At 64.0% G+C, this 25,299-nt stretch carries 30 protein-coding genes; 22 read left to right on the forward strand and 8 right to left on the reverse strand.

From position 1 onward, the window contains the following. Positions 1-6 precede the first annotated feature (6 nt). The 5 genes from ACK3BB_RS02745 (at position 7) to ACK3BB_RS02765 (ending at position 5,587) form a co-directional block, all read left to right on the forward strand. Positions 7-1,128, forward strand: a complete 1,122-nt coding sequence (locus ACK3BB_RS02745; protein ID WP_428927202.1) for an ABC transporter ATP-binding protein — start codon at positions 7-9, stop codon at positions 1,126-1,128. 1 nt (position 1,129) lies between these two features. Beyond that, the gene (locus ACK3BB_RS02750) at positions 1,130-2,011 is read left to right on the forward strand and encodes an ABC transporter permease subunit (RefSeq protein WP_428927203.1); all 882 of its coding nucleotides are present in this window, start codon (positions 1,130-1,132) and stop codon (positions 2,009-2,011) included. Between the two features lie 49 nt (positions 2,012-2,060). Further along, a complete protein-coding gene (locus ACK3BB_RS02755; protein WP_428927204.1) occupies positions 2,061-2,879 on the forward strand; it encodes an ABC transporter permease in 819 nt (272 codons plus the stop codon). Then, positions 2,876-4,204: an NAD(P)/FAD-dependent oxidoreductase gene (locus ACK3BB_RS02760; RefSeq protein ID WP_428927205.1), complete on the forward strand. Its 1,329-nt coding sequence runs from the start codon at positions 2,876-2,878 to the stop codon at positions 4,202-4,204. The genes ACK3BB_RS02755 and ACK3BB_RS02760 overlap by 4 nt, the downstream gene beginning before the upstream one ends. Before the next feature lie 75 nt (positions 4,205-4,279). Further along, entirely contained in the window at positions 4,280-5,587 is a 1,308-nt protein-coding gene (locus ACK3BB_RS02765; protein ID WP_428927206.1) for a UDP-glucose dehydrogenase family protein, read from the forward strand. 77 nt (positions 5,588-5,664) lie between these two features. Here the strand turns inward: ACK3BB_RS02765 and ACK3BB_RS02770 are convergent, their stop codons facing one another. Then, positions 5,665-6,411: a flagellar hook capping FlgD N-terminal domain-containing protein gene (locus tag ACK3BB_RS02770; protein ID WP_428927207.1), complete on the reverse strand. Its 747-nt coding sequence runs from the start codon at positions 6,409-6,411 to the stop codon at positions 5,665-5,667. A gap of 8 nt (positions 6,412-6,419) precedes the next feature. Then, positions 6,420-8,219, reverse strand: a complete 1,800-nt coding sequence (locus ACK3BB_RS02775) for a flagellar hook-length control protein FliK (RefSeq protein WP_428927208.1) — start codon at positions 8,217-8,219, stop codon at positions 6,420-6,422. A 113-nt stretch (positions 8,220-8,332) separates the two neighbouring features. On the opposite strand from ACK3BB_RS02775, the gene ACK3BB_RS02780 reads away from it, so the two are divergent. The 7 genes from ACK3BB_RS02780 to ACK3BB_RS02810 all read left to right on the forward strand — a co-directional run bounded on the left by ACK3BB_RS02780 (position 8,333) and on the right by ACK3BB_RS02810 (position 12,582). Next, entirely contained in the window at positions 8,333-8,602 is a 270-nt protein-coding gene (locus ACK3BB_RS02780) for a rod-binding protein (RefSeq protein ID WP_428927209.1), read from the forward strand. 1 nt (position 8,603) lies between these two features. Then, positions 8,604-8,963 (forward strand): flagellar biosynthesis protein FlgN, encoded by a 360-nt coding sequence (locus tag ACK3BB_RS02785; protein WP_428927210.1) that lies wholly within the window; start codon positions 8,604-8,606, stop codon positions 8,961-8,963. Positions 8,964-9,168: 205 nt separating this feature from the next. Beyond that, positions 9,169-9,996, forward strand: coding sequence for a flagellin (locus ACK3BB_RS02790; RefSeq protein ID WP_428927211.1), 828 nt, complete (start codon positions 9,169-9,171; stop codon positions 9,994-9,996). 119 nt (positions 9,997-10,115) lie between these two features. Continuing rightward, on the forward strand, positions 10,116-10,943 hold the full coding sequence (locus tag ACK3BB_RS02795) for a flagellin (protein ID WP_428927212.1): 828 nt from the start codon (positions 10,116-10,118) through the stop codon (positions 10,941-10,943). A 69-nt stretch (positions 10,944-11,012) separates the two neighbouring features. Then, positions 11,013-11,384, forward strand: a complete 372-nt coding sequence (flaF, locus tag ACK3BB_RS02800; protein ID WP_428927213.1) for a flagellar biosynthesis regulator FlaF — start codon at positions 11,013-11,015, stop codon at positions 11,382-11,384. Next, positions 11,384-11,788: a flagellar biosynthesis repressor FlbT gene (gene flbT / locus ACK3BB_RS02805; RefSeq protein WP_428927214.1), complete on the forward strand. Its 405-nt coding sequence runs from the start codon at positions 11,384-11,386 to the stop codon at positions 11,786-11,788. The genes flaF and flbT overlap by 1 nt, the downstream gene beginning before the upstream one ends. Next, a complete protein-coding gene (locus ACK3BB_RS02810) occupies positions 11,785-12,582 on the forward strand; it encodes a DUF1217 domain-containing protein (protein WP_428927215.1) in 798 nt (265 codons plus the stop codon). Before flbT ends, ACK3BB_RS02810 begins: the two co-directional genes overlap by 4 nt. Positions 12,583-12,590: 8 nt before the next feature. Here the strand turns inward: ACK3BB_RS02810 and ACK3BB_RS02815 are convergent, their stop codons facing one another. Further along, entirely contained in the window at positions 12,591-13,925 is a 1,335-nt protein-coding gene (locus ACK3BB_RS02815; protein WP_428928807.1) for a FliI/YscN family ATPase, read from the reverse strand. An 86-nt stretch (positions 13,926-14,011) separates the two neighbouring features. On the opposite strand from ACK3BB_RS02815, the gene ACK3BB_RS02820 reads away from it, so the two are divergent. Genes ACK3BB_RS02820 through ACK3BB_RS02860 form a run of 9 tightly spaced genes read left to right on the forward strand, consistent with a single transcriptional unit; the run spans position 14,012 to position 18,661 of the window. Then, entirely contained in the window at positions 14,012-14,404 is a 393-nt protein-coding gene (locus ACK3BB_RS02820; protein ID WP_428927216.1) for a FlgB family protein, read from the forward strand. 11 nt (positions 14,405-14,415) lie between these two features. After that, positions 14,416-14,805 carry a flagellar basal body rod protein FlgC gene (gene flgC / locus ACK3BB_RS02825; protein WP_428927217.1) on the forward strand — a complete coding sequence of 130 codons (390 nt, stop codon included), beginning with the start codon at positions 14,416-14,418 and terminating at the stop codon, positions 14,803-14,805. 24 nt (positions 14,806-14,829) lie between these two features. Continuing rightward, a complete protein-coding gene (gene fliE / locus ACK3BB_RS02830; RefSeq protein WP_428927218.1) occupies positions 14,830-15,132 on the forward strand; it encodes a flagellar hook-basal body complex protein FliE in 303 nt (100 codons plus the stop codon). A gap of 4 nt (positions 15,133-15,136) precedes the next feature. Beyond that, positions 15,137-15,406 (forward strand): flagellar biosynthetic protein FliQ, encoded by a 270-nt coding sequence (locus tag ACK3BB_RS02835; protein WP_428927219.1) that lies wholly within the window; start codon positions 15,137-15,139, stop codon positions 15,404-15,406. Next, complete coding sequence (locus ACK3BB_RS02840) at positions 15,406-16,116, forward strand: flagellar hook-basal body complex protein (protein ID WP_428927220.1); 711 nt, start codon at positions 15,406-15,408, stop codon at positions 16,114-16,116. The genes ACK3BB_RS02835 and ACK3BB_RS02840 overlap by 1 nt, the downstream gene beginning before the upstream one ends. 18 nt (positions 16,117-16,134) lie before the next feature. Beyond that, positions 16,135-16,920: a flagellar basal-body rod protein FlgG gene (flgG, locus tag ACK3BB_RS02845; protein WP_428927221.1), complete on the forward strand. Its 786-nt coding sequence runs from the start codon at positions 16,135-16,137 to the stop codon at positions 16,918-16,920. Next, a complete protein-coding gene (gene flgA / locus ACK3BB_RS02850) occupies positions 16,920-17,333 on the forward strand; it encodes a flagellar basal body P-ring formation chaperone FlgA (RefSeq protein WP_428927222.1) in 414 nt (137 codons plus the stop codon). The genes flgG and flgA overlap by 1 nt, the downstream gene beginning before the upstream one ends. Beyond that, positions 17,333-18,058, forward strand: coding sequence for a flagellar basal body L-ring protein FlgH (flgH, locus tag ACK3BB_RS02855; RefSeq protein WP_428927223.1), 726 nt, complete (start codon positions 17,333-17,335; stop codon positions 18,056-18,058). Before flgA ends, flgH begins: the two co-directional genes overlap by 1 nt. Before the next feature lie 12 nt (positions 18,059-18,070). Beyond that, entirely contained in the window at positions 18,071-18,661 is a 591-nt protein-coding gene (locus ACK3BB_RS02860; protein ID WP_428927224.1) for a flagellar basal body-associated FliL family protein, read from the forward strand. 12 nt (positions 18,662-18,673) lie between these two features. Here the strand turns inward: ACK3BB_RS02860 and ACK3BB_RS02865 are convergent, their stop codons facing one another. Then, positions 18,674-19,033 (reverse strand): bactofilin family protein, encoded by a 360-nt coding sequence (locus tag ACK3BB_RS02865; protein ID WP_428927225.1) that lies wholly within the window; start codon positions 19,031-19,033, stop codon positions 18,674-18,676. 248 nt (positions 19,034-19,281) lie between these two features. Between ACK3BB_RS02865 and ACK3BB_RS02870 the strand changes: the two genes are divergently transcribed. Further along, positions 19,282-20,880 (forward strand): serine hydrolase, encoded by a 1,599-nt coding sequence (locus ACK3BB_RS02870; protein WP_428927226.1) that lies wholly within the window; start codon positions 19,282-19,284, stop codon positions 20,878-20,880. A gap of 37 nt (positions 20,881-20,917) precedes the next feature. Here ACK3BB_RS02870 and ACK3BB_RS02875 read toward each other — a convergent pair whose 3' ends face one another. From ACK3BB_RS02875 to flhA, 4 genes are read right to left on the reverse strand one after another with little or no spacing between them, the layout of a single operon-like run. Further along, the gene (locus ACK3BB_RS02875) at positions 20,918-21,355 is read right to left on the reverse strand and encodes a hypothetical protein (RefSeq protein ID WP_428927227.1); all 438 of its coding nucleotides are present in this window, start codon (positions 21,353-21,355) and stop codon (positions 20,918-20,920) included. Beyond that, positions 21,352-22,440: an EscU/YscU/HrcU family type III secretion system export apparatus switch protein gene (locus ACK3BB_RS02880; protein ID WP_428927228.1), complete on the reverse strand. Its 1,089-nt coding sequence runs from the start codon at positions 22,438-22,440 to the stop codon at positions 21,352-21,354. The genes ACK3BB_RS02875 and ACK3BB_RS02880 overlap by 4 nt, the downstream gene beginning before the upstream one ends. Further along, entirely contained in the window at positions 22,437-23,210 is a 774-nt protein-coding gene (locus ACK3BB_RS02885) for a flagellar biosynthetic protein FliR (RefSeq protein ID WP_428927229.1), read from the reverse strand. The genes ACK3BB_RS02880 and ACK3BB_RS02885 overlap by 4 nt, the downstream gene beginning before the upstream one ends. Then, positions 23,207-25,291, reverse strand: coding sequence for a flagellar biosynthesis protein FlhA (flhA, locus tag ACK3BB_RS02890; RefSeq protein WP_428927230.1), 2,085 nt, complete (start codon positions 25,289-25,291; stop codon positions 23,207-23,209). The genes ACK3BB_RS02885 and flhA overlap by 4 nt, the downstream gene beginning before the upstream one ends. Positions 25,292-25,299: the final 8 nt, after the last annotated feature.

A 25,299-nucleotide genomic window follows, 5' to 3' on the forward strand; every position in this document is an offset into this window, starting at 1 on the left:
GTTCCCTTGACCCAATCCGTCTTTGCGCCCTGGACCGATCCGGAGGCCAAGCCCCTGATCCGCTTCAAGAACGTGACCAAGCGGTTCGGCAATTTCACGGCCATCGACAACCTGACGCTTGATATTTACGAACGGGAATTCTTTGCCCTGCTGGGTCCGTCCGGCTGTGGCAAGACCACGATGATGCGCATGCTGGCCGGGTTCGAGGACCCGACCGAAGGCACCATCGAACTGGCCGGCGAGGACATCGGGGCGGTGCCGCCCAACAAGCGGGCGGTGAACATGATGTTCCAGTCCTACGCGCTGTTCCCCCACCTGACCGTGCGCGACAACATCGCCTTTGGCCTCAAGCGCGAGGGCCGGCCCAAGGCCGAGATCCACGCCCGCGTCGAAGAGATGCTGCGGCTGGTGCAATTGCAGAAATTCGCCTCGCGCAAGCCGCACCAGATCTCGGGCGGGCAACGCCAGCGGGTGGCGCTGGCCCGGTCGCTGGCCAAGGCGCCCAAGCTGCTGCTGCTGGATGAACCGCTGGGCGCGCTCGACAAGAAGCTGCGCGAAGAGACCCAGTTCGAGCTGATGGACATCCAGGAAAAGACCGGCACGACCTTTGTCATCGTGACCCATGACCAGGAAGAGGCCATGACCGTGGCCAGCCGCATCGCGGTCATGAAGGATGGCGAGCTGATGCAGGTGGCAACGCCGTCGCAGATCTACGAAAATCCGAATTCCCGCTATGTCGCTGATTTCCTTGGCGATGTGACCATCCTGGAAGGCAAGGCCACCCGGCTGGGCGGGGCCTATGAGGTGCATTGGGCCGAAGGTCAGCCGCCGCTGCGCGCGAAATCCACGCTGGAGCTGGCCGACGGCGCCGATTGCCACCTGGCGATCCGGCCCGAAAAGGTCGAGATCCACGGCGACAAGCCGGCGGATGACAACGTGCTGCGCGGCAAGGTCATCGACATCGGCTATCTCGGCAATATCTCGACCTACCACGTACAGCTGGCCAATGGTCAGATCATCCGGGCGCAGAATTTCAACACCGAACGCGACACGCGCCGGGCCTTTACCTGGGAAGACGAGGTCTGGGTGAACTGGACCGAAAGCTGCGCCGTTCTGCTGGATCACTGACATGCGCCGCTTTCTCCTCATCGCCTTTCCCTATGCCTGGCTGCTGGCGCTGTTCCTTATCCCTTTCGCTATCGTGCTGAAGATCTCGTTGTCGGACGTGGCCCTGGCGCGGCCGCCCTACATGCCCCAGTTTTCCTGGGACGAGGGCATCGGCGCCTTCCTGTCACAGCTCGATTTCGAGAATTTCGTCTTCCTGACGACCGACGATCTCTATTGGAAAGCCTACCTGTCGTCGCTCAAGATCGCCGCGATCTCGACCACGATCACCCTGCTCGTCGGCTATCCCATCGCCTATGCCATGGCCCGCGCGCCCGAAAGCTGGCGGCCCACGCTGATGATGCTGATCATCCTGCCGTTCTGGACGTCGTTCCTGATCCGCGTCTACGCCTGGCAGGGCATTCTCAGCCAGGAAGGGTACCTGAACCAGGTGCTGCTGTGGCTGGGCCTGATCAGCACGCCGCTGACCATCCTCAACACCTCGACTGCCGTCTATATCGGCGTGGTCTATACCTACCTGCCCTTCATGATCCTGCCGATCTATGCCGCGCTGGAAAAGATGGACGGCAGCCTGATCGAAGCCGCCGAAGACCTCGGCTGTTCGCGCAGTTCGGCCTTTTGGCTGGTCACCATTCCCCTGTCGCGGCCCGGCATCGTGGCCGGCTGTTTCCTGGTCTTCATCCCGACGCTGGGCGAATTCGTCATCCCCTCGCTGCTGGGCGGGTCGGGCACGCTGATGATCGGCAAGGTGCTCTGGGAGGAATTCTTCAACAACCGCGACTGGCCCGTTGCCTCGGCCGTGGCGATCATCCTGCTGCTGATCCTGATCGTGCCCATCGTGCTGTTCCAGATGAACCAGCAGCGCCAGGCGGAGGCCGGCAAATGACCGGCCCGTCGCCCCGCCGCCCCGGCCCGTCAGCCACCGGAGCCCTCGCATGAACAAGCTGTCACCGTTCAACGCCGTCTCGCTCACGCTGGGCTTCGCCTTTCTCTACCTGCCGATGCTGATCCTCGTGGTCTACAGCTTCAACGAAAGCCGGCTGGTCACCGTCTGGGCCGGGTTTTCGACCAAGTGGTACGGCGAACTGGCCCGCAACGAGGCCTTTCTCGACGCGGCCTGGGTCACCATCCGCGTGGCGTTCTTCTCGTCGACCATTGCCACGGTGCTGGGAACAATAGCGGCCTATGTGCTGGTGCGCGGGGGGCGGTTTTTTGGCCGCACGCTGTTTTCCGGCATGATCTATGCGCCGCTGGTGATGCCCGAAGTCATCACCGGCCTGTCGCTGCTGTTGCTCTTCATCGGCATCGGGCTGGATCGCGGCATCCTGACAATCGTGTTGGCGCATACGACGTTTTCCATGTGTTACGTGTCGGTCGTGGTGTCGTCGCGGCTGGTCACCTTCGACCAGTCGCTGGAAGAGGCCGCGCTCGACCTGGGCTGTTCCCCGGCCGAGGCCTTTCGCCTGGTGACCCTGCCGATCATCGCCCCGGCGGTGATTTCCGGCTGGCTCTTGGCCTTTACCCTGTCGCTCGACGACCTGGTGATCGCGTCCTTCACCTCGGGGCCCTCGGCGACGACCCTGCCGATCAAGATCTTCTCGGCCGTGCGCCTGGGCGTGACGCCCGAAATCAACGCCCTGTCGACCATCATGATCGGCATCGTGACCGTCGGCGTGATCATCGCCTCGATCTCGACCAAGCGGGCGCGGGTGAAGGCCGAAGCCGACGAACGATTGGCGCAACGCACCGCATGAAACGCATTTTCCCGAACTACACCTATGGCCCGGCACCCCGGGCGAATTGCTGGTGGGACCAGACCGCGCCTGCGCCGGATTGGCCTGCACTGACGGGCGACACACGCTGCGACGTGGCCGTGATCGGCGGCGGGTTCACCGGGATTACCGCCGCGCTGCGGCTGGCCCGGGCCGGCCTGTCGGTCACCGTCTGCGAGGCCGGACCGCCGGGATTTGGCGCATCGGGTCGCAATGGCGGGTTCTGCTGCCTGGGCGGAGGCAAGATCTCCAACACGGCGTTGACCCGGCATTTCGGCGCCGAGGGCCGGCGGGCCTATCGCGCGGCCGAAGTGGCGGCGATCGACCTGGTCGCGCACCAGCTCGACAGCCACGGCATCGACGCCGACACCCATTCCGAGGGCGAGACCCTGATCGCCCACAATGCCCGGGTGCCGCGCGATTTCGCCCGCGATGCCGAGACCATCGCCGAGGATTACGGTGTCGAACCGCGCATTCATTCCGCGGCCGAGCTCGACGGCATGGGCATGCGGATGGCCGGCGCGCACGGGGCGATCACCACGCCCCGGGGTTTTGCGCTGAACCCGCGCAAGTACCTGTTCGGCATAGCCAATGCCGCCCGCGCCGCCGGCGCGACGCTGAGTTCGGACACGCAGATCACGGCCATCGAACCGCAAGGCGACGGGCAGGTCCTGTACCATGCGCGCGGCCGGCTGCGGGCCGACCGGGTGATCATCGCGACCAACGGCTATTCCAGTGACAACCTGCCCGATTGGCTCGCCGCGCGCTACATGCCGGCCCAGTCCAGCGTGCTGGTTACCCGTCCGCTCACCGATGACGAGCTCACCGCCCAAGGCTGGAGCTCGCACCAGATGAGCTATGACAGCCGCAACCTGCTGCATTATTTCCGCCTGATGCCCGACCGGCGGATGCTGTTCGGCATGCGCGGCGGCATCCTGTCGTCGCCCGGGGTCGAGGCCGCCGCCCTGCGCCGTGTCCGCAAGGATTTCGAAACCATGTTCCCGGCCTGGAGCGGGGTCGAAACGCCTTTCGGCTGGTCCGGTATGGTCTGCCTGGCGCGCAACCAGGCGCCCTATATCGGTGCGGTTCCCGGCCGGCCCGGGCTTCATGCCGCGCTGGCCTATCACGGCAATGGCGTGGCCATGGGCTCCTGGGCCGGGCACATGATCGCGGGTGACCTGCTGGGCGACGATCCCGCTGCCGTCCCCGCCGCCATGCGCCGCGATCCGGGCCATTTCCCCTTTGGTCGCTACCGGCGAATCGTGGTCCCTGCCGCTTATCTGGGCATGCGCCTGGCGGATCTCTAGGGCGATCCCGCCCCGGTTGACAGCGCAGCATGGATCGCCCATCCCTGACCTGAAAAGGTTTTTGAGGACGAACGCATGAAAATCGCAATGATCGGAACGGGCTATGTTGGCCTGGTCTCGGGCGTCTGTTTTTCCGATTTCGGGCATGACGTTGTCTGTGTCGACAAGAACCCCGACAAGATCGAGATGCTGAACGCCGGCCAGGTGCCGATCTACGAGCCCGGGCTGGATGTTCTCATGGCGAAGAACGTCGAAGCCGGGCGGCTGACCTTCACCGGAAACCTGAACGAGGCGGTCGACGGCGCGGATGCGGTGTTCATCGCCGTCGGCACCCCGACCCGGCGCGGCGATGGCCATGCCGACCTGACCTATGTCATGGCCGCGGCCGAGGAAATCGCCCAGGCCCTGACCGGCTATGCGGTGATCGTGACAAAATCCACCGTGCCCGTCGGCACCAACCGGCAGGTCAAGGACGTCGTGGCCAAGGCCAATCCAGCCGCCGATTTCGACGTTGCCTCGAACCCCGAATTCCTGCGTGAAGGCGCGGCGATCGACGATTTCATGCGGCCCGACCGGATTGTCGTCGGTGTGGAAAACGACCGCGCGGGCAATGTCATGTCCGAGATCTATCGCCCGCTCTACCTGCGCGATTTCCCGATCCTGGCCACCGATCTCGAAAGCGCCGAGATGATCAAATATGCGGCCAATGCCTTCCTCGCGACCAAGATCACCTTCATCAACGAGATCGCTGCGCTGTGCGAACGGGTCGGCGCGGATGTGAAGATGGTCAGCCAGGGCATGGGCCTGGACGGGCGGATCGGCAACAAGTTCCTGCATGCCGGGCCGGGCTATGGCGGGTCGTGTTTTCCCAAGGATACCAGGGCCCTGGCCCGGATCGGCCAGGATCATGCCCAGCCGATCCAGATCGTCGAGACGGTCATCAAGGTCAATGAAGAGGTCCGCCGGCGGATGGTCGACAAGGTCGTCGACCTGTTCGAAGACGGCGTGAACGGCAAGACGATCACGGTGCTGGGCGTGACCTTCAAACCCAACACCGACGACATGCGCGAGGCCCCTGCCCTGACGGTCGTGCCTGCCCTTGTCGGCGCCGGCGCCAAGGTGCGCGTCGTCGATCCCCAGGGCCGGCGCGAAGGCGAGGCGCTGCTGCCTGGTGTGACCTGGGTCGAAGACGCCTATGAGGCCGCCGATGGCGCCGATGCGATCGCCATCCTGACCGAATGGAACGAGTTCCGCGCCCTGAACCTCGACCGGCTGGCGCAATCCATGACGACCCCCTTCATGGCCGACCTGCGCAATGTCTACGACGGCAAGACCGCCGAGAAGGCCGGGTTCCGGCAATATGTCTCGGTCGGCCGCGCCTGAGCGGTCCGGGGGCCGGGTATGCCCGGCCCACCGCCCTGGACACATGATCCGCTGGGCCCACACTGTCGTGGCCCCGATCAGACCTCGCTTGGCTCTGCCGTTGGCGGCGTTGTCGGAGTCTCCGGCGGCGCAACCTCGCCGTCGGACGGTTTGCGCAGGCCCGTGATCGCGCCGGTGGCAATGGCCATGCCGCCCTTGAGAACCACGACGGTCTGACCGTTCAGCGACTGGGCCTCCTCGATCTCGGAATAGGAGGCCGCCGGTTCGTCGAGCAGCTCCTCGTCCTCGGCCCAGCTTTCGACATTGAAGGTGTAATGGCCGTCGGGCAACGTGTCGCCGTTGGAATTCGTGCCATCCCAATCCACGGGCTCGGCCGAAACCGGCAGCGATTGCCGGTCCACCTCGGTCCCGTCCGCATCATAGACAACAAGGTAAACGGTATCCGCCGCCGCCGCCGGGTTCGGCGTTATGGTGATCGGCGCGCCGTCGAAATAGGCTCCGGCGTAGCTGCGCGCTTCCAGCCCGATCATGCCCGAGAGCAGCTCCATGTTGGTCATAGCGACCTGAGCCTGCAGGATACCAAGGTTCTCGTTGGTCAGGACCTGCTGTTCGACCATCGAAAATTGCGCCAGCTGGGCGGCATATTCCGACGAGTCCAGGGGTTCCAACGGGTCCTGGTAGCGGGCCTGGGCGGTCAACATCTTGAGGAAGGTTTCGAAATCCGAAGACAGCGTGGCCTCGGACGTTGTCGTGGTCGAATTCTCGGACGCCGTCTGTGGCGCGCTGGCCAGGGAATAGGCCGATGCGGTGGCAAGATCGCTCATGTCTGCTCCTAGAGTCGCATGTCCAGGCCACCGTCCGAAACGGCAGGCCCCCGACCGCGGGGTGTGGACGCTTCACTGATGTCCAGCCCGGGCCCTTCGGCCGGCCCACCCGACCCCGCGGTGCTGTCCTGGTCGCCCCCTTGCCCGGCCATCGTCGAGTGTCCGCCGGCGCCAAACGAAAACGCGATGTTTTCATAGCCCATCTCGCGGAAGGCGGCGCTAAGTTCGGCGGCATGGCGGCGCATCAGCTCCACGGTTTCCGCCCGCTCACCGCTGACCAGCAAGGTCACGCCTGTTTCGCTGACAGACAGGGTCATCCGGACTTGCCCAAGCTCCTTCGGGCTGAGCGCGATGTCGATCGATCCGTCAGCGGCGGGATTGATGGACGCGGCCATCTGGCGTCCGATATCCCGCGCCACTTCGGGCCGAGCCGAAGACGCCAGATGTGCCGGTTGACCGGGCACGGGCTCGACGCTGCGCGGAGTTGGTTCCGCCGAGAATGTAGCCGGTGCATCGCCGCGCTGCTCCGGCGCGGCTGGAGACGTCATATCAATCGCTGTAGGCTGCGCAGGGTTCTGGGCAACTCGGTTGGGATCGGCCGGTCGCGACTGTGTTGAATTGATCTGAGTGGGAACGGCGCCGGTTGTGTCCTTGCGGGTCGGTTCAGTCGATGGCAATCGCTCCAATTCGCTGGTCGTCCCTTTCGGGGACTCACCCTGAGACGGGCGCGCGCGTGGCGTATCAAGTGGCGCGACCGCGACTGCAGTTGGAGTTGCCTTTTGTTGTTGAGGTGTTTCGATCGGGCCGCGTGGGGAAGGGGATTCGATCTCCGCTCCAGTCGGAGCTGCGATCGGTTTGTTTCCCTGTTCCGGTGGCGCCATCGTTGCAGGCTGCGCGGGGACTTGGACAGGTTTAACGTCCGGCGCATGGGCCGTCGTCGGCTGGCTGGCTTCGGGTCGAATTGGGACTCCAGGCCCCGAAGGCTCCGGCGTTTTTGCCATCGGGGTCGAGACGACTGGCGTCACCTCCGGGCGCATAACCGGGCGACGTGTCTCTCCATGAGTTTGGATCAATGGCGCCGGTTCGGCATCGGCCCCCGGGGGCCTTTGGACGGTTCGAGGAAGGACTGGCACGACCGAGGCAGCCTTGGCATCAACGGGAATTGGCCCCTGTTGAGGCGTTGCCGGAATGTCGGATGCAGACGAAGCCAACGGAGAGCTCGACACGGCAGGTGCGGGTCTGAGCTCGGGATCAACCGCTGGTGGCAAGGGAGCCGTTTCGACGGTTGCAGGCGGGGTGAAACGCGCCGTTTCCCTTGAAATCACATGCTGAACAATGGCCTCCACAGGGTGCGGCATCGGCTTTTGCCGAGGCTCGCCCGGGATCGTGCGATCCGGTTTATCCTCCACTGGTGCGTCAATTGCTGCACCAAGTTGGAGGGGGTGCTCTTCCAAATCTGTTTCCCAAGTCGTGCTTGAGTCTGTCGCAATAGGCGACGCTTCTTCCGCCTCGAACACGTCCGTCTTGAAAGGACTTTCGGGCTTCTGCTCGTCTTTTTCGGCATCAACTTTCGCATCAACTGGAGCAGTTGAAACATCTTCTGATTCGTCGGCCTTTGTCTCCGGATCGCCTTTTTGCGCGATGGCGGCAAACCCTTCGGCGATCCGGGCATCGGCCTGGGCCAAAGACCGAAACACGTTGGAAAAGTCGTTTCCATTCAGTGAGGTGGCCGTATCGGACAAGCGCAAAACCGTCTTTGCACCCGCATCCGCAGGGGCGGCACCCAGAATGGACAAAAGATCGGACATGACGTCTCCAGGATTTCTTCCCACCACGTCATCCTGACCCGAAAGCCATTACCGTTTTCTTTACCGCTCTATGGTCAGACTGGAAAAATCTAGAATGAATTCGAGGCATCAGAATGATCACCTTATCGGCGCTGCCGCCGCCCGGCCCCCGGGACGCCGCGGCAGCCGACCCGCTGCGTCATGCAGCCCAGGAACTTGAAACCATCTTTCTCGCGGAAATGCTGAAATCGGCCGGACTGCACGACACGCCCGACATGTTCGGGGGCGGCGCGGGCGAAGACCAGTTCCAGTCGCTGCTCGTTCGCGCACAGGCGGAACAGATGGTCCGGTCCGGCGGAATTGGACTGGCTGAATCACTTTACCATGCTCTGAAGGACACGTGACATGACGACAGCTTCCATCGATCAGCTCGTCGAGGACCTTGACCATCTGCTTGACGCCGAGCGGCAGGCGCTGGTTTCCGGCGATATCGACGAATTGGCCCGGCTTCACGACACAAAGGAAGAATTGGTGTCGAAACTGAACGCGCTCGACAGCCTTGAGGCCGGGAACCTGCAGGGCGTCCGAAAGAAGATGTCGCGAAATCAGGATCTTCTCGGCAGTGCCATGGCTGGCATACGCGCCGTTGCCGACCGCATGGCCGAGCTGCGCCGTGTGCGCCAGAGCCTGGCGACCTATGATCGCGACGGCAAACGGCACCAGATTGCGACCCCCACGGAACAGAAACTGGAAAAGCGCGCCTGACGGCCCTTTAACTCAAATCCATCTGAATTCTGGATCGCGATTTAGCACTCCATTAGCATCTTGAGGCCACAAAGGTACTCGCATCCCGACACAGGATGGCGCGCCAGGGAACCTGATTTGGCGCACAGGTCAGAATGACGCTCAAGGCCCGCAAAGGGGTGTAACCGGGCAGTTATTGAGGCCCAAGGACGCAAGGAACCTGACTATGTCCAGTATTCTGACGAACAGCAGTGCGCTTGTCGCACTGCAGACCCTGAAGTCTATCGGCAATGACCTCGCAAAGACTCAGGACATGATCTCCACCGGTCTGGAGATCGGATCGGCAAAAGACAACTCCGCCATCTGGGGTATCTCGAAAGTGATGGAATCCGACGTTGCCGGCTTCAAGGCCGTGTCGGACTCGCTGTCGCTGGGGGAATCCACGGTTGCCGTCGCCCTCGCCGGCGCCGAGCAGATCGTCGATATCCTCAACGAGATGAAGGAGAAGGTCGTCGCCGCAACCGGCGAGAACGTCGATCATACCAAGATCACGGCCGATGTGGATGAGCTGAAGAACCAGATCACATCGATCATCGCCGCATCGCAGTTCAACGGCACCAACCTGCTGGATACTGCGGGCAACGCCGGCATCACCGTGCTGTCGTCGCTTGACCGCGATGCATCCGGCGCCGTGACGGCCGCGAACATCACCGTGGCTTCGGTCGACTTCGAAGCAAACCTCGACCTGACCACCGTCGACGTGACCAGCTCGACCGCAGCGGATGGCTCGATCACCGCGATGGAAACACTGATCCAGACAGCCGTCGATGGCGCTGCTGCCCTGGGTGCTTCGGCTGCCCGGATCGAGGATCAGAACGAGTTCGTGACCAAGGTGATGGACGCCATGAAGGTCGGCATTTCGTCGCTGGTTGACACCGACATGGAAGAGGCTTCGGCCAAGCTCCAGGCCCTGCAGACGCAGCAACAGCTGGGTGTTCAGGCACTGTCGATCGCCAACCAGGCGCCGCAGACCATCCTGTCGCTCTTCCGGTAAGTCCGCCCTATCGCCCCGGCCGATCATCGGCCGGGGCTCAGCCGTTCGAATGACGCTCAAGCCCTGAAACGGGCGTAGCCGCGGGCAAGAAGGCCCAGCGGGATGCAAGGAAACATGAAATGTCCAGTATTCTCACGAACGCCAGTGCACTGGTGGCACTGCAAACCCTGAAGTCGATCAGCGCCGGTCTCGAAAAGACCCAGGACATGATCTCGACGGGTCTGGAAATCGGCTCTGCCAAGGACAATTCCGCCATCTGGGGGATTTCCAAGGTCATGGAATCCGATGTCGCCGGGTTCAAGGCCGTCTCCGACTCGCTGTCGTTGGGGGAATCCACGGTTGCCGTGGCCCTGGCCGGGTCCGAGCAAATCGTCGATATCCTCAACGAGATGAAGGAAAAGGTCGTCGCCGCCACGGGCAGCAATGTCGATCACACAAAGATCTCGGCCGATGTGGATGAGCTGAAGAACCAGATCACGTCGATCATACAGGCCTCGCAGTTCAACGGCAGCAACCTGCTCAATACCGCCGGCAACGCCGGCATCACGATCCTGTCCTCGCTGGATCGCGACGCGTCGGGCAGTGTCAGCGCAGCCAGTATCACCGTCGCTTCGGTCGATTTCGAGGCCAACCTCGATCTGACCACCGTCGATGTCACCAGCGCCACGGCTGCGGATGCGTCGCTGGACGATATCGAAACGCTGATCCAGGCCGCCGTCGATGGAACCGCGGCCCTCGGTGCCTCGGCCGGACGGATCGAGGACCAGAATGAATTTGTCACAAAGGTTATGGATGCGATGAAGGTCGGGATCTCGGCATTGGTCGATACCGACATGGAGGAGGCATCGGCAAAGCTGCAGGCGCTGCAAACCCAGCAACAGCTGGGCATTCAGGCCCTGTCGATCGCCAACCAGGCGCCGCAGACCATCCTGTCGCTGTTCCAGTAACAGGATCGCCCTGGCCCGGCCTGAACAGGCCGGGCACCCCCAATCCAAATCAAAAAAACAGGCACCAAAGTGACCAATATCGCAGCAGCACGACAAGGGTATGGATCCGCACGAGCCCCAACTCGATCGGAAAAATCCATAGAATACGATATACTTGCCCAAATCACCCGCCGCCTGAAGACCGCCGCCGACAAAGGCCCCAGCGGATTTGCGGCCCTGGCCTCCGCGCTTCACGACAACAAACGCCTTTGGAACGTCTTTGCCATCGACGTCGCGGATCCCAACAACAAGTTGCCCGACGCCCTGCGCGCACGGCTCTTCTACCTGGCCGAGTTCACGCACAGCCACACCAGCGCCGTGCTGCAACGCAAGGCCCAGGTGGCCCCGTTGATCGACATCAACATGGCCGTTCTTCGCGGGCTCAGAGGGGGGACAGAATAATGGCTGGACTTGTCCTCAAACTGGGACCGAAGGAAAGGATCCTGATCAACGGTGCCGTCATCGAAAACGGTGATCGCCGCAGTCGGCTACAGATACTGACGCCCGATGCGCGAATTTTGCGCCTGCGCGACGCGATTCATCCGGAGGAGGCGAACACGCCGGTTCGACGCGTCTGCTATTCGGCGCAGCTGCTTCTGTCAGGCGATCTCGACCCCGCCGAAGCCCGGTTGCCGCTGCTCCGCAGGATCGAGGAACTCAGCCAGGTCTTCACCGATCCCGATAGCCGCGCGGCCTTGTCGGAGGCCACTGAAGCACTGATCGAAGACCGTCATTATCGTTGCCTCAAGGCGCTTCGTGCGCTTCTGCCCAGGGAAGATCGCCTTCTGGCGTCTCGTGCATCATGACATACCAACCCATCGTCGCGGGCTCGGGCCTGCTTGGCTGGCGCTTCCTGCAGGCCACCTACGACAACCAGTTCAAGGCCTTCACGCAATCGGCTTCGGTACAGCGCGACGTGGACTATTTTCGCGAGAATCTCGCGAAAATAGACACCGCTGAACAACTGGTCGCGGATCGCCGGCTCTTGTCCGTGGCGTTGGGGGCCTTTGGCCTTCAGGATGACATCAACAACAAATACTTCATCCAGAAGATCCTCGAAGACGGCACATCGGCCGACGATGCCCTGGCCAACCGGCTGGCCGATGATCGCTACAAGGATTTCTCCGACGCCTTCGGATTTGGCCCCCAACAGGTACAGCGCACGAAACTATCCTATTTCGCCGAAGAGGTCATTGCCAAGTTCGAAGCCCAGTCCTTCGAGGTGGCTGTCGGCAACCAGGATGACAGCATGCGCATCGCGCTCTATGGTGAGCGCACGCTTGAAACCATGGCCGCCGAAGACAAGAGCGATCGCGCACTCTGGTACAATATCCTCGGCGAGCCGCCATTGCGCGAATTGTTCGAAACGGGGTTGGGCCTGCCATCCGGGATCAGCTCGGTCGATCTGGACAGGCAGCTTGAGTATTTTCAGGACAAGGCATTGCGCATGTTCGGAGAGGATTCCATCGCGCAATTCACCGACCCAGAAAAACGAGAGAAACTCGTGACCGCTTACATGGCCCGCGTTCAGATCAATCAGAACGCAGGCAGCTATTCCTCGGCTTCGGCCGCGCTGCAATTGCTGCAAGCCTCGGCCTGACATGCTTTCTAACGGGACGGCCCCACGCCGGCCCGCCGCAAAATCAGGCTCAGCCGGTCAAAGCTCGACGCTATGTCCCCGGGTTCAGACCTGGCGATAAAGGCGTCGAGTTCGGGCCATGCCCGGACGGCCTGATCAAGCAAGGGGTCGCTGCCAGCAGCATACAGCCCCGATTGGATCATGACTTCGGCCTGCTGGTATGCGCCCAGAAGGCGGCGCGCTTCGCCGATCCGGGTGTTCTCGGCATCTGTCGCGGCGTCGGGCAGGCTGCGCGAGACGGATTGCAGCAGGTCGATGGCCGGATAGCGCCCCCGTTCGGCGATCCGGCGCGACAGGACAACATGGCCATCGAGAACTCCGCGCAACATATCCGCGACCGGCTCTTCCATGTCCGATCCGGGCACCAGAACCGAGAAAATCGCCGTGATGTCGCCCTGGCCATCCATCCCGGTGCCGGCGCGCTCGCACAGCCCGCCGATCATTGCCGCGGTCGATGGCGGATAGCCCCGCAGGGCGGGCGGCTCGCCCGCCGCAACGGCTATTTCGCGATGAGCCTCGGCAAAACGGGTCACCGAATCGGCCAGCAACAGGACCTGTTTCCCGGCGTCCCGGAAATGTTCAGCCACGGCCATGGCCGCGCCAGCACAGCGCCGGCGCATCAACGGCGATTGATCCGAAGAGGCCGCGACAACAACCGACCGTGACATGCCTTTTGCACCCAGGACATCGCGCACGAAATGGCCGACTTCGCGGCCGCGTTCGCCGATCAGAGCGATCACCACGACATCCGCTTCCAGCTGGCGGGCGAAGGTGGCCATCAGCTGCGATTTGCCGACCCCCGATCCCGCGAAAAGGCCGATTCGCTGACCGCGCACGACGGGCAGCATCGTGTTGAACACCGCCAGCCCGGTTTCCAGCCGCGCGCCCAGCGGGCGACGGGCCGAAGCCGTTGGCGGCGCAGCATTAATGTCCCTTGCAACCTGCCCCCGGACCAGCGGTTTGCCATCGGCCGGCTGGCCCATCGGGTCGATGACACGGCCGATCCAGCTGTCGTCCGGGGCGAAATCGACAGCCGCACAGAGCCGCACGGTATCGCCCACCGTGATGTTGTTCGACGGCCCGTCCGGCAGCGCGCGCACGTTGTCGCGTCCCAGCCCCACGACCTCGGCCGACAGGGCCGAGCCACCGCGCCGGGCGATGCGCAGGCGATCCCCGATCCCGGCCACATCGCCCAGCCCGGCCACGTCGATCAGTCCGCCGTTGACAGCCGTGACATGTCCGATGGGAAAGGTTGCCTGCAGCTTGTCGATCCGCGTGGCGAGTTTTTGCAGTTCCGTCATGATCCCGGTTCTCCGAGTTAACCCTGAGAACGGTTTCTAAAGGAATCGGAGTTAAGCCTTGATTGAAACCAATCGAGGGAGAAGCCCCGATGTTCAGCAAACTGACCGTCTTCCAGACCGCGCATGCCATGGCCGTGCATGCCGGCGCCCGGCAGGCATTGATCGCCCAGAACGTGGCCAATGCCGATACGCCGGGATACCGCGCCAAGGATCTGCCATCGTTCTCGCAGGTCTTTGCCCCACAGCAGCACCAGCCCGGCACGATGCGCGGCACCCGGCCCGGCCATGGCGCGGCGCTTGGCCCCGTGGATGTCGCCGCCGCCGACCCGACGACCGAAGACAGCCTGGCCCCCAACCGCAACGGCGTTTCGCTCGAAGACGAGATGGTGCGCGCCGCCGAGGTCAAGAAGGACCACGACCGCGCCCTGGCCGTCTATCGCTCGGCCATGTCGGTCCTGCGGATGAGCCTGGGCAGCAGCTGAGGAGCCGGATCATGAACGATTTTTCCACCGCCCTGACCGTCACCTCCGGCGCGCTGAAGACCCAGGCCGCGCGCCTGCGCCACGTGGCCGAAAACATCTCGAACGCCGACACGCCGGGCTATCGCCGCAAGATGATCACCTTTCGCACCGAGACCGATCCCCAGGGCGTGACAACCGTGCGCCCCGGCGACCTGCAGCTGGATCGCAGCGACCTGCGCGAGGTCTATGACCCGTCCCACCCGCTGGCCGACGATACCGGCCATTTCGAAGGATCCAATGTCGACGTCATGATCGAGATCGCCGACGCCCGCGAAGCCCAACGCAGCTACGAAGCCAACCTCAAGATGTTCGATCAGACCCGCCAGATGTCGGCCGGGCTGATGGATCTGCTGCGCCGATAAACCGCCGAACCAGGAGAGACCAGAATGGACCTCAACGCGTTTTCCGCGGCCCGTGGCTATGCCCAGGCCAAACCTGCAACCGATCCGACAGGCGCCGCCACGGCCGGCGGCCCCGCACCGGGCGAAATGCTGCGCAACGCGGCCGGCGACTTCGCCCAGACCCTGGCCCAGGGCGAAGCCGCGGCCCAGGCGGCAATGACCGGCAATGCCGATCCCCATGCGCTGGTCCATGCCCTGGCCCAGACCGAGCTGGCCGTCGAAACGGCGATCACCGTGCGCGACAAGGTCGTCGAGGCGTATCAGGAAATCCTGCGGATGCCGGTCTGACCCGATGACCGAAGCCGTCTTCTTTGACGTGTTGCGCCAGGGTCTGTGGGTCGCGGTGATGATCTCGACCCCGATCCTGGTGGTGGCCCTGGCGACCGGCCTGATCGTCGGCCTGTTCCAGGCCCTGACGTCGATCCAGGAAATGACCCTGACCTTCGTGCCCAAACTGGCCGCGATCGTCGCCGTCTTCTGGGTGTCGATGGGCTTCATGACCGAAACCCTGGTGGCATTCTGGGAAACCCAGCTTGTCCCGCTGATCATCGGAGGATCCTGATGGAAGGCGCATCTTATGCCACGCTGACCCGCCAATCTGGCCTGCTGCGCGAAATGCAGGTCGTGGCCAACAACATCGCCAATGCCTCGACCACGGGCTATCGCGGCGGCGGGCTGGTGTTTTCCGAATACATCAAGGGCGAGGGCACCGGCGCCGTGTCGATGGGCCATGCCGGCGCGCACATGACCGAGCTGACCCAGGGCCCGCTGACCCAGACCGGGGGTACCTTCGATTTTGCCATTGAAGGCGACGGGTTCTTCCTGGTCGACACGCCTGGCGGGCCCAAGCTGACCCGGGCCGGGGTATTTTCGCCCAATGGCGAGGGGCTGCTCAGCACGCCTGACGGCTACCTCGTGCTGGACACCGAAGAGGCGCCGATCTTCATCCCCGCCGCGGCCGAGAGCATCCATGTCGCGTCGGACGGCACGATCAGCACCGACGGGCAGCCGCTGGGCCAGCTGGGTGTCTTCCTGCCCAATAATCCCCAGGCCATGTCCCGCGAGAAAGGCGTGCGGTTCGACGCGCCCGACGGCTACGAAGGCGCGCCCGAGGCCCGCGTGCTGCAGGGTGTTCTGGAAGGCTCCAACGTCAATGCGATCGAACAGATCACCCGGATGATCGAGGTCCAGCGGGCCTACGAGATGGGGCAAAGCTTCCTTGAAACCGAAGACGAGCGGGTCCGGGCCGCCGTCAAGATCATGATCAAGTGACATCGAAAGTGAGGCAGAATGCGCGCTTTGAAAATCGCCGCAACGGGCATGAGCGCCCAGCAATTGCGGGTCGAGACCATTTCGAACAACCTGGCCAACATGAACACCACCGCCTACAACGCCCGGCGGGCAGAGTTCTCGGACCTGCATTACCAGCAGGTCTCGCGGGCCGGGTCGATCAATGCCAGCGACGGGACGGTCCTGCCGACCGGGGTGCAGGTCGGGCTGGGGGTGCGGCCCTCGTCGATCACCGTGCACCTGGCCCAGGGCGCCCTGGCGCAGACGGGCAATGACCTGGACCTGGCGGTCGAGGGGCTAGGCTATTTCGAGGTCACGCTGCCGTCGGGCCAGGCTGCCTATACCCGCGACGGGTCGTTCAAACGCTCGCCCGACGGGCTGATCGTGACGTCGGACGGCTTTTCCGTCGTGCCCGAGATCACCATCCCCACCGATGCCCGGTCGATTTCGATCAATGCCGCTGGCGAGGTCTATGCCTATTTCATCGACAACAACGAAGGCCAGCTGCTGGGCGAGCTGACCCTCTCCGGCTTCGCCAACGCCAAGGGGCTGGAGGCCATGGGCAACAACCTGTTCACCGAAACCGAGGCCTCGGGGCCGGCGCTGGTGTCCAGCCCGGGCGAAGACGGGCTGGGATGGTTGCGACAGGGTTACCTGGAGGGCAGCTCGGTCGACGCGGTGCGCGAGGTAACCGAACTGATCGAGGCCCAGCGGGGCTACGAGATGAACGCCAAGGTGATCTCGGCCGCCGACCAGATGATGGGCGCAACGACGCAGGTGAGATGATGCGCAGCCTGCTTGTCCTGACCCTTGTCCTGGGGCCGCCGGCCTGGGCCGACGTGCTGATCCCGCTGCGCAATATCCGCGCGCAGGAAATCGTCACCCGCGAGGATTTTCGCCAGGAGCCGGTCGATGTGCCCGGCACCTGGCCCGTCGAGGACAGCGTGGACGGGCTGGAATCCCGGGTGGCGCTTTATGCCGGGCGGCCCGTACGCCACGGCGACCTTGGCCCGCCGGCCCTGGTCCAGCGCAACGACATCGTCACGCTGGTCTATGCGCGGGACGGGTTGCAGATCTCGACCGAAGGCCGCGCCCTGTCGCGCGGCGGGATCGGCGACACGGTGCGGGTGATGAACCTGTCCTCCAGAACGACAATCTCGGGCTGGGTGACCGAACAAGGCACGATCGAGGTACGCTGATGCGATTTTTCCCCTGGTGCGCCGCGTTTCTGCTGGCCGCCCTGGCCGGTTGCGACATGGATCCGACCGGCAAGCCGAATTTCACCCCCGTCGAAGAGGGCGATGAACAGGTGGCCATGCTGTGGCCCGGCCTGCCGATGTATGCCGAGCCCAACCGTGCCGTCGATGGCGCGTCGCTGTGGAGCGGATCGCGGCAATCCCTGCTGGGCGACCGGCGGGCCGAGACCAAGGGCGACATCCTGACCGTGGTGATCGAAATCGACGAAAGCGCCGAGATTTCCAACGATACCTCGCGCCAGCGATCGGGCTCCGAGAGCCTGTCGGTCCCGGGGCTGCTGGGGCTTCCCCAGCGGATCAATTCGCAATTGCCCGACGGCGCTTCGCTGGATGATGCGGTGTCGATTGCCTCGTCCGGGTCAAGCGCGGGCAAGGGATCGGTCAAGCGCGAGGAAAAGCTGGAGCTGCGCGTGGCCGCCACGGTCGTCGGCGTGCTGCCCAACGGCGTGCTGGAGATCGAGGGCACCCAGCAGGTGCGGGTGAATTTCGAACTGCGCGAGCTGCTTGTCGCGGGTTTCGTGCGGCCGACCGACATCTCGCGCCAGAACGAGATCACCTATGACAAGATCGCCGCCGCGCGGATTTCCTATGGCGGGCGAGGTCAGATCACAGCGGTGCAACAGCCGCGCTACGGCCAGCGTGCGCTGGATTACGTGCTGCCATTCTGAGGAGACCACGCGATGGGCAAGCTGCTTCCGATCCTGATGCTGCTGGTGGGTGTCGGCGCCGGCATCGGCGCCGGGCTGGTCCTGGCCCCGGCCGAAGAACCCCATGCCGAAGAGGGCGAAAGCCATGCCGAGGCCGGGGGCGAGGACCACGGCGAAGAAGACCATGCCGAGGACAAGGACGCCAAGGATCACGGCGAGGATGCCGCCAAACCCGCCGCCAAGAAACCCAAGCCCGAGAAGAAGGCCGACGACGGGCACGGCGAGGGCGAAGAGGTCAGCACCACGGAATTCGTCAAGATAAACAACCAGTTCGTCGTACCGGTCGTGGCCTCGGGGCGGGTCGAGGCGCTGGTCGTTCTGACGCTCAGCCTGGAAACCGCCCTTGGCCTGCGCGAGGTTGTCTACAACCGCGAGCCCAAGCTGCGCGATGCCTTCCTGCAGGTCCTGTTCGACCATTCCAACATGGGCGGCTTCCAGGGTGCTTTCACCCGGTCCAACAATCTGGACATCCTGCGCGGCGCCCTTCTGGACGTGGCGCAAAGGGAATTCGGTTACGATGTGCTGAACGTGCTGATCGTGGATATCGCCCGCCAGGATGTCTGACCCGTCGCGCGCCTAGCCCTTGCGCGTGCAGGACAGGTCGACTTCGGCGCCGCTTTCGATGGTCAGCGAGGCATAGGCCACCTCGCCCGCCACCCGCGCGCCCGACAACAGCCGGACATCGCCGCCAAAGATGCGGCCCTGGAATCGGCCCTTGATGGTGATGCTGCCGGCCTTCAGATCGCCGGACACCGTGCCCGAGGTTTCGATGACCACGGCATCGGCCTGCACCGTTCCTTCGACATCGCCCAGCAATTCGACAAGGCCGGGCACGATCAGGTCGCCCGACAGCTTGGCCCCGGCGGCGAAATGAGACCGGCCACCCGGGGCGTTGCTGCGGTCCTGCGAGGTCGGGGCGGAGGAAGAAGAAGACATCAAATCGGGTCCATTCGGTCTGCATCAAAAGATCGGTTCGACCCTAAGCGCCAAGCCCCCGCGCAGCCTAGTCAAAAATGACAATCCGCCCGGACGTGGCGCCGTGGTGCAACCATCTGACCTTTGGCGGAAAGTTTCGTCTCGGGTAACAGGTTGTCCGGCCCCGGGCGCTTGCCCGGGGGGAATCGCGCGCCTAGTCTTGCGCCGGACGACCGCGGCCCCGGCCGCCTTTCACAAGGACTATTCTTTTGCAATTTTCCCGGTTTACCTCCGGCCTCGCGCTGGCTCTCGCCCTTGGAGCCGGCGCCGCGCAGGCCGAAACACCCCTGCCCGCCCTGGCCCTGCCCGATCCGATGCCCGCGCCGCCGGCAACCGTGCTGCTGCCCGTACCCGACGAAAGGATCGACGCCGCCGTTGCCGCGCTGGACGCGATAGCCCAGCAGATGATGGACCGCAGCGGTATTCCGGGCATGTCCGTGGCCGTCGTGCATGAAGGCGAGACGATCTATGCCAAGGGCTTCGGTCTGCGCGCGGTGGGACAGGACGCGCCAGTCGATGCCGATACGGTCTTCCTGCTGGCATCGCTGTCGAAATCGGTCGGCTCAACCGTGGTGGCCACCCAGATCAGCGACACCGCGCTGACCTGGGACACGCCCGTCAGCGAGCTGCTGCCCTGGTTCGACATGGGCGACGGCTGGATCACCGAACATGTCACGATCGGCGACCTCTATGCCCACCGTTCGGGCCTGCCCGACCATGCCGGCGATGATCTCGAAGACCTGGGCTATGATCGCCGCACGGTGCTGGACCGGCTGCACCTGCTGCCCCACCACGCCTTTCGCACCCAGTATGCCTATACCAATTTCGGCCTGACCGCCGCGGCAGAGGGCGTGGCCAATGCGGCCGACACCACCTGGGCCGAGCTCTCGGAAAGCGCGCTTTATCAACCGCTTGGCATGGAATCGACCAGCTCACGCCATGCGGATTACATGGCGCGCGACAACCGTGCGGCCAGCCACATGATGGGCGACGCGGGGTACAAGGTCGCCGATCTGCGCCAACCCGACGCGCAAAGCCCGGCCGGCGGGGTCAGTTCGTCGGCCAATGACATGGCGCGCTGGATGACGATGGTGTTGGCCGAAGGCCTTGCCGGCGAGACCCGGCTGATCGCCGAAGACGCGCTGCGCCCGGCGCTTGCCGCCCAGTCGATCAACGGTCTGCCCATGTCGCCCGCAGCACGCGGCGGGTTCTATGGCTATGGCTTTGGCGTCGGCGTCCGCGCGACCGGCCGGGTCCAGATCAGCCATTCCGGCGGCTTTGCCCTTGGCGCGTCGACGAATTTCACGCTTTTGCCCGACCTGGACCTCGGCATCGTAGTGCTGACCAACGCGCCGCCGACCGGTGCGGCGGAAGCCTTGGCTGCGGCATTCATGGACCAAGTCGAGCTGGGCGTCGAAACGCGCGACTGGCTGGCCGGCTACGCGCCGATCATGGCTTCGCTGACCGCGCCCTTCGGCCGTCTCGTCGGGCAGAATCCGCCGGAAAACCCCGCACCGGCCCATCCCAACGACACTTACGTGGGCCAGTACGACAATGCCTATTTCGGCCCGGCCCGGGTTGTGGCCGGCGATGACGGGCTTGTCCTGCAACTGGGCCCCGAGGCGCGCGAGTTGGCCATGCAACATTGGGACGGAGATGCGTTCATCGTTCGCCCGATGACAGAGAACCAACCGCAAGGCTCTGTTTCCCTTGTCGAATTCGTCCTCGAAGACGGGTCGTCCAAGGCCTCGATGACCATCGAACACCTGGACGAAGAGGGCCTGGGCGTTTTCCTGCGCGGCGAATGATCCGGCGAAAAGCGGCTTCACCGACCCTATGATCCCCTTACGGCGGCCCGTCTTTCGGGCCGCCGCTTCCGTCCAGCCAAGGCGCAAGCGCGGCATCGCGCTGCCGGTCCGCCCGGCTGCGCGCCTCTTCTTCGGCCATCCGGGCGCTGGTGACCTCGATGGCATTCTTGCGCCCGAAGGCCTTGCGCACCTTGACCATCGCCGTTTCCTTCCGCGCCAGGATACGGGCCAGGTCGCTGTTCAGGATGGACCGGCTGCGCGCGATGTTGCGTTCAAAGAGCACATCCGCCCCAAGCAATTGCATGACACCCGGCGCTCGCGCCTGATCACGGGCCTCCTGCGCCAGGGCATCCAGCCGGGCCAGTTGCGCGCGGCAATGCGCCTCGGCCTGCAGCAAGGCCCGGACCGACGCGAACTCGGCCTCGTACTTCGCCCGGGCTACCGGCAACAGGCGGGACAGGCGATCCTGGGTCATCCGCGCGCCTTGGCCTTGCGCCGCATGTCTTCGGCAAAGCGAATCGCCACGGCGACGGCACGGTAAAGGTTCTCTGGTATCTCGCGATCCAGCTCGACGGTGGCATGCAGCGCGCGGGCCGTGGGCGGGTCACTGTGGATCGGGACGCCGTTCTCCTCGGCCGCGCGCCGGATCGTCAGGGCCACTTCGTCAACACCCTTGGCCACGCAGACCGGTGCGGCACCGGGCAGCCGGCTCCATTTCAGGGCAACAGCGAAATGGGTCGGGTTGACGATGACCACGTCGGCCTTGGGCACTTCGGCCAGCATCTGGTTCAGCGCAATGTCCTGACCCTTGCGACGGCGGGCCATCTTCAGATGCGGATCGCCCTCGGATTCCTTTGTTTCATCAGTGACTTCCTTGCGGGTCATGCGGTTCTTGCGGCGAAACTCGGCATGTTGCCACAGCGCGTCGATGGCCCCCACCGCGCCGGCAATGATGCAGACAAACAGCATGAATTCGACGAAAAGTCGCCCCAGCTGGGCCACCGCGATCCCCGGGCTGGAATGAATGACCCCCACCAGGACATCCGAGCGCGATGTCAGGAAGAGCCCGACACAAACCGTGTAGAGGCACAGCTTCGCCGCACTTTTAATAAATTCGAACAGACCGGCACGACCATACTTGTTGCGGGCATTGCTGATGGGCGAGATCCGCGAAAGCTTTGGCTTGATCCGATCCGGGGCCACGACAAAGGCCTGCTGGGCCAGGACGGCCAACAGCACGGCGGCGGCCGGCAGCCCGAACCAGGCCCAAAGCGCCCGGCCCGTTCCCAGGATCAACAGGCCCATGGGCGCGGATGGCGGCCCGTTGAAGAAAAGCCCGCCAAAGTCGTCGGCCCGATCGATAAACGTCATCAACCCGCTGCCCAACCGTTCGACACTACCGGTGCCAACTGACAGCGCGGCAATGACCAGCCCGACATAAGACGCCGCGACCGACAGATCGACGGATCGCGGAACATCGCCTTTTTCCCGGGCCTTGCGGATTTTCTCCGGCGTTGGCTCGTGTGACTTTTCGGATTCGTCCTGGCCTTTCTGGCTCATGGCAACAGCTGCCCCCCGGCGCTGAAGAAGCCGTGCAGCTCACGCAGCCAGACGGCCAGGAGAACGGGCGCGGTGACCAAAAGCAGGGCCATCCCGCCCCAGGTGATGGCCGGGGCGCCGACAAAGGCCACCATGAGCTGGGGCATCGCCCGGTTGATGACGCCAAGCGCGAGATTGTAGATGAACGACGCGATAACAAATGGCGCGGCCAGCAGGAACGCCAGGGCAAAGGCATCGACGATCCGGCCCAGTCCCCATGCCGACACGGCCCGAGCATCGGGGCGCAGGCCGATCGGGAACAGGTCATAGGACAGCAACATGAACTCGGCCGCGCGCACATGCAGGCCCGTCATGACCGCCAGCGCCAGACCGCCGACCACCAGCAAATGGCCCATGGCCGGGGACGGATCGGCATTGGCCGCGCCGAGGATCTGCGACAACGAGGTCGATTGCGCGGCAATCGTGCCGCCCGTCTGCAAGGCCAGGATAAAGAGCCTCAGGCTGAACCCAAGCGCGGTTCCGATGGTAGTTTCGACAAGGGCCAAACCGGCATAGCCCAGCATGTCGTGAGGCGGCGCGACGGTTTGGACCGCCGGCGCGACAATCGCGGTAAAGGCAACGGCCATGGCCAGGCGCACCCGCGCCGGAACCGCCCGTTCGCCAAAGGCCGGCAGCATGGTGACCAGGGCGCCGACGCGCAGGAAAACCATCGCCGCATGCCAGAAGACAGCGCCAAACAACTCGGCCACGCCTTCGGGCAGGCCCATCATGCGGCTATGACGCCAACAAGGGCGGGCTTGGCTTCCAGACCGATCTCTTCGAAGGACAAGACCGGCGTGGTCAGCCCATGGGCCTGCATCACCGTGCGCAGGAACCGGCGCCGGCGCACCGGGGTGACCAGGGCGGCCGATACGCCACGCGCGGAAATGTCATTCAAACGCTCGCCAAGCGCCTTGGCCAGGCGGTTGAATTGTTCGGGCGGCAGCGCAACGTCGAGGCCCCCGGCGCCGGCGTCGACCTGGTGGGCGGCAAAGGTTTCCTCCCATTCCGGGGCCAGCTGGACCAGGGGGATCGTGCCGTCGGGACGTTTCAGATCGGCAACCAGCTGGAAACCCAGGCGCTGCCGGACAAGTTCGCAAATCCCTTCCGGCTGGGTGACCGTCAACCGCGCCTCGGCAATGGATTCGAGGATCAGAGGCAGGTTGCGGATCGACACGCGTTCATCGACCAGCAACCGCAAGACCGCATGCAACGTGTCCATCGGCACCTTGTCCGGAATCAATTCGTCGATCAGCTTGCGGTTGGCCTCGCTTCGCGCCGGATCGCTCAGCCGGGTCAGTTCGGTCAGGATACGGCGCAGGGCCTTGAGCGTCAGCAGGCGGCCGAAGTTCGATTTGATGACCTCGAGCAGGTGGGTCGCCAGGATTTCGGGCGGCGTCACGATGGTGGCGCCGCTCATCGCGGCCTCGTCTTGCGTGGTCGGCGAAATCCACCGCGCAGGGGCACCGTAGACAGGTTCGGTAACGTCATGGCCGGGGGGCAGAGCATCTGGATTGTCGGGCAAGAGCGCCAGAACCATGTCAGGGTTCAACGCGCCGGTGGCCTGCTCGACACCCTGGATGCGGACGCGATAGGTTCCGACATCAAGCGCGGGCTGATCGGTCAGACGGATTTCGGGCAGGATGATACCGAAGGATGTGGCCACGTGCCGGCGCATGTTGGCGATCCGGGCATCCAGGCCCGTTCCCGGATCCAGAACCATGGCCACAAGGTCCGGCGCAAATTCGACGTGGATATCGTCGAGATCAAGGATGTCGCCCATCGGCTTGGCCTGGGCAGGGGTATTGGCGGCCTCGGCCTCTTCGGCGGCATCACGTTCCATCTGTCGTCGCCCGATCGCCCGCGCAGCCAGGGCCAGGATCGCGCCGCCGGCAATGAACGGCAGGAAGGGTAGCCCCGGAACCAGCGCAAAGATCGCCATCAGCACGGCTACGGTCGACAAAGCGCCGGGGTATTTTCCAAGTTGAGAGAAAATGGCGATATCGGTCGCGCCCTGGTTCCCCCCGCGCGCAAGCAGCAAGGCCGACGCGATGGAAATGATCACGGCCGGGATCTGGGTCACCAGACCGTCGCCGACCGTGAGAATGGCGTAGGTTTCGAATGCCGCGCCGATGGGCATGTCGTGCACGACAAGCCCCATCGCCAAGCCCATGATAAGGTTCAGCAATGTGATCAACAGACCGGCAATCGCGTCGCCCTTGACGAATTTCGACGCGCCGTCGAGCGAGCCGAAAAAGGTCGTTTCCTGTTGCTCCAGGGCCCGCCGCCTTTTTGCTTCGGCATGGTCGATGGCACCGGCGGACATGTCGCTGTCGATGGCCAGCTGCTTGCCGGGCATGCCATCCAGCGCAAAACGCGCGCCGACTTCGGCCATGCGGGCAGCGCCCTTGGTGATGACCATGAAATTGACAATCAGCAGGACGCCAAAAACGACGAGACCAAGAAACACGCTGCCGCCCATGATGAAGGCGGCGAAACCTTCGATGACGCCTCCGGCGGCGTCGGGGCCAGTATGACCCTGGCCAATGATCAACTTGGTCGAGGACACGTTGAGCGACAGCCGCAACATCAGCGAAGCCAAGAGCACAGTTGGAAACGCCGAAAAGTCGAGTGGCCGCTCGATGAAGAGCGTGACGGTGAAGATCAGGATGGCCAGGGAAAACGAACCGGCTAGACCGATGTCGAGGATCCAGGCCGGCATCGGCAGGATCATCATGACGATCACGGTCATCAAAGCCAATGCCAGCAGGACTGTAGGGCTGAAGAGCGATTGAAGTGTCAACCTGGGCATTTGTGTCC

The organism is Marinibacterium sp. SX1, from assembly GCF_050389775.1.
GTDB lineage: Bacteria > Pseudomonadota > Alphaproteobacteria > Rhodobacterales > Rhodobacteraceae > Marinibacterium.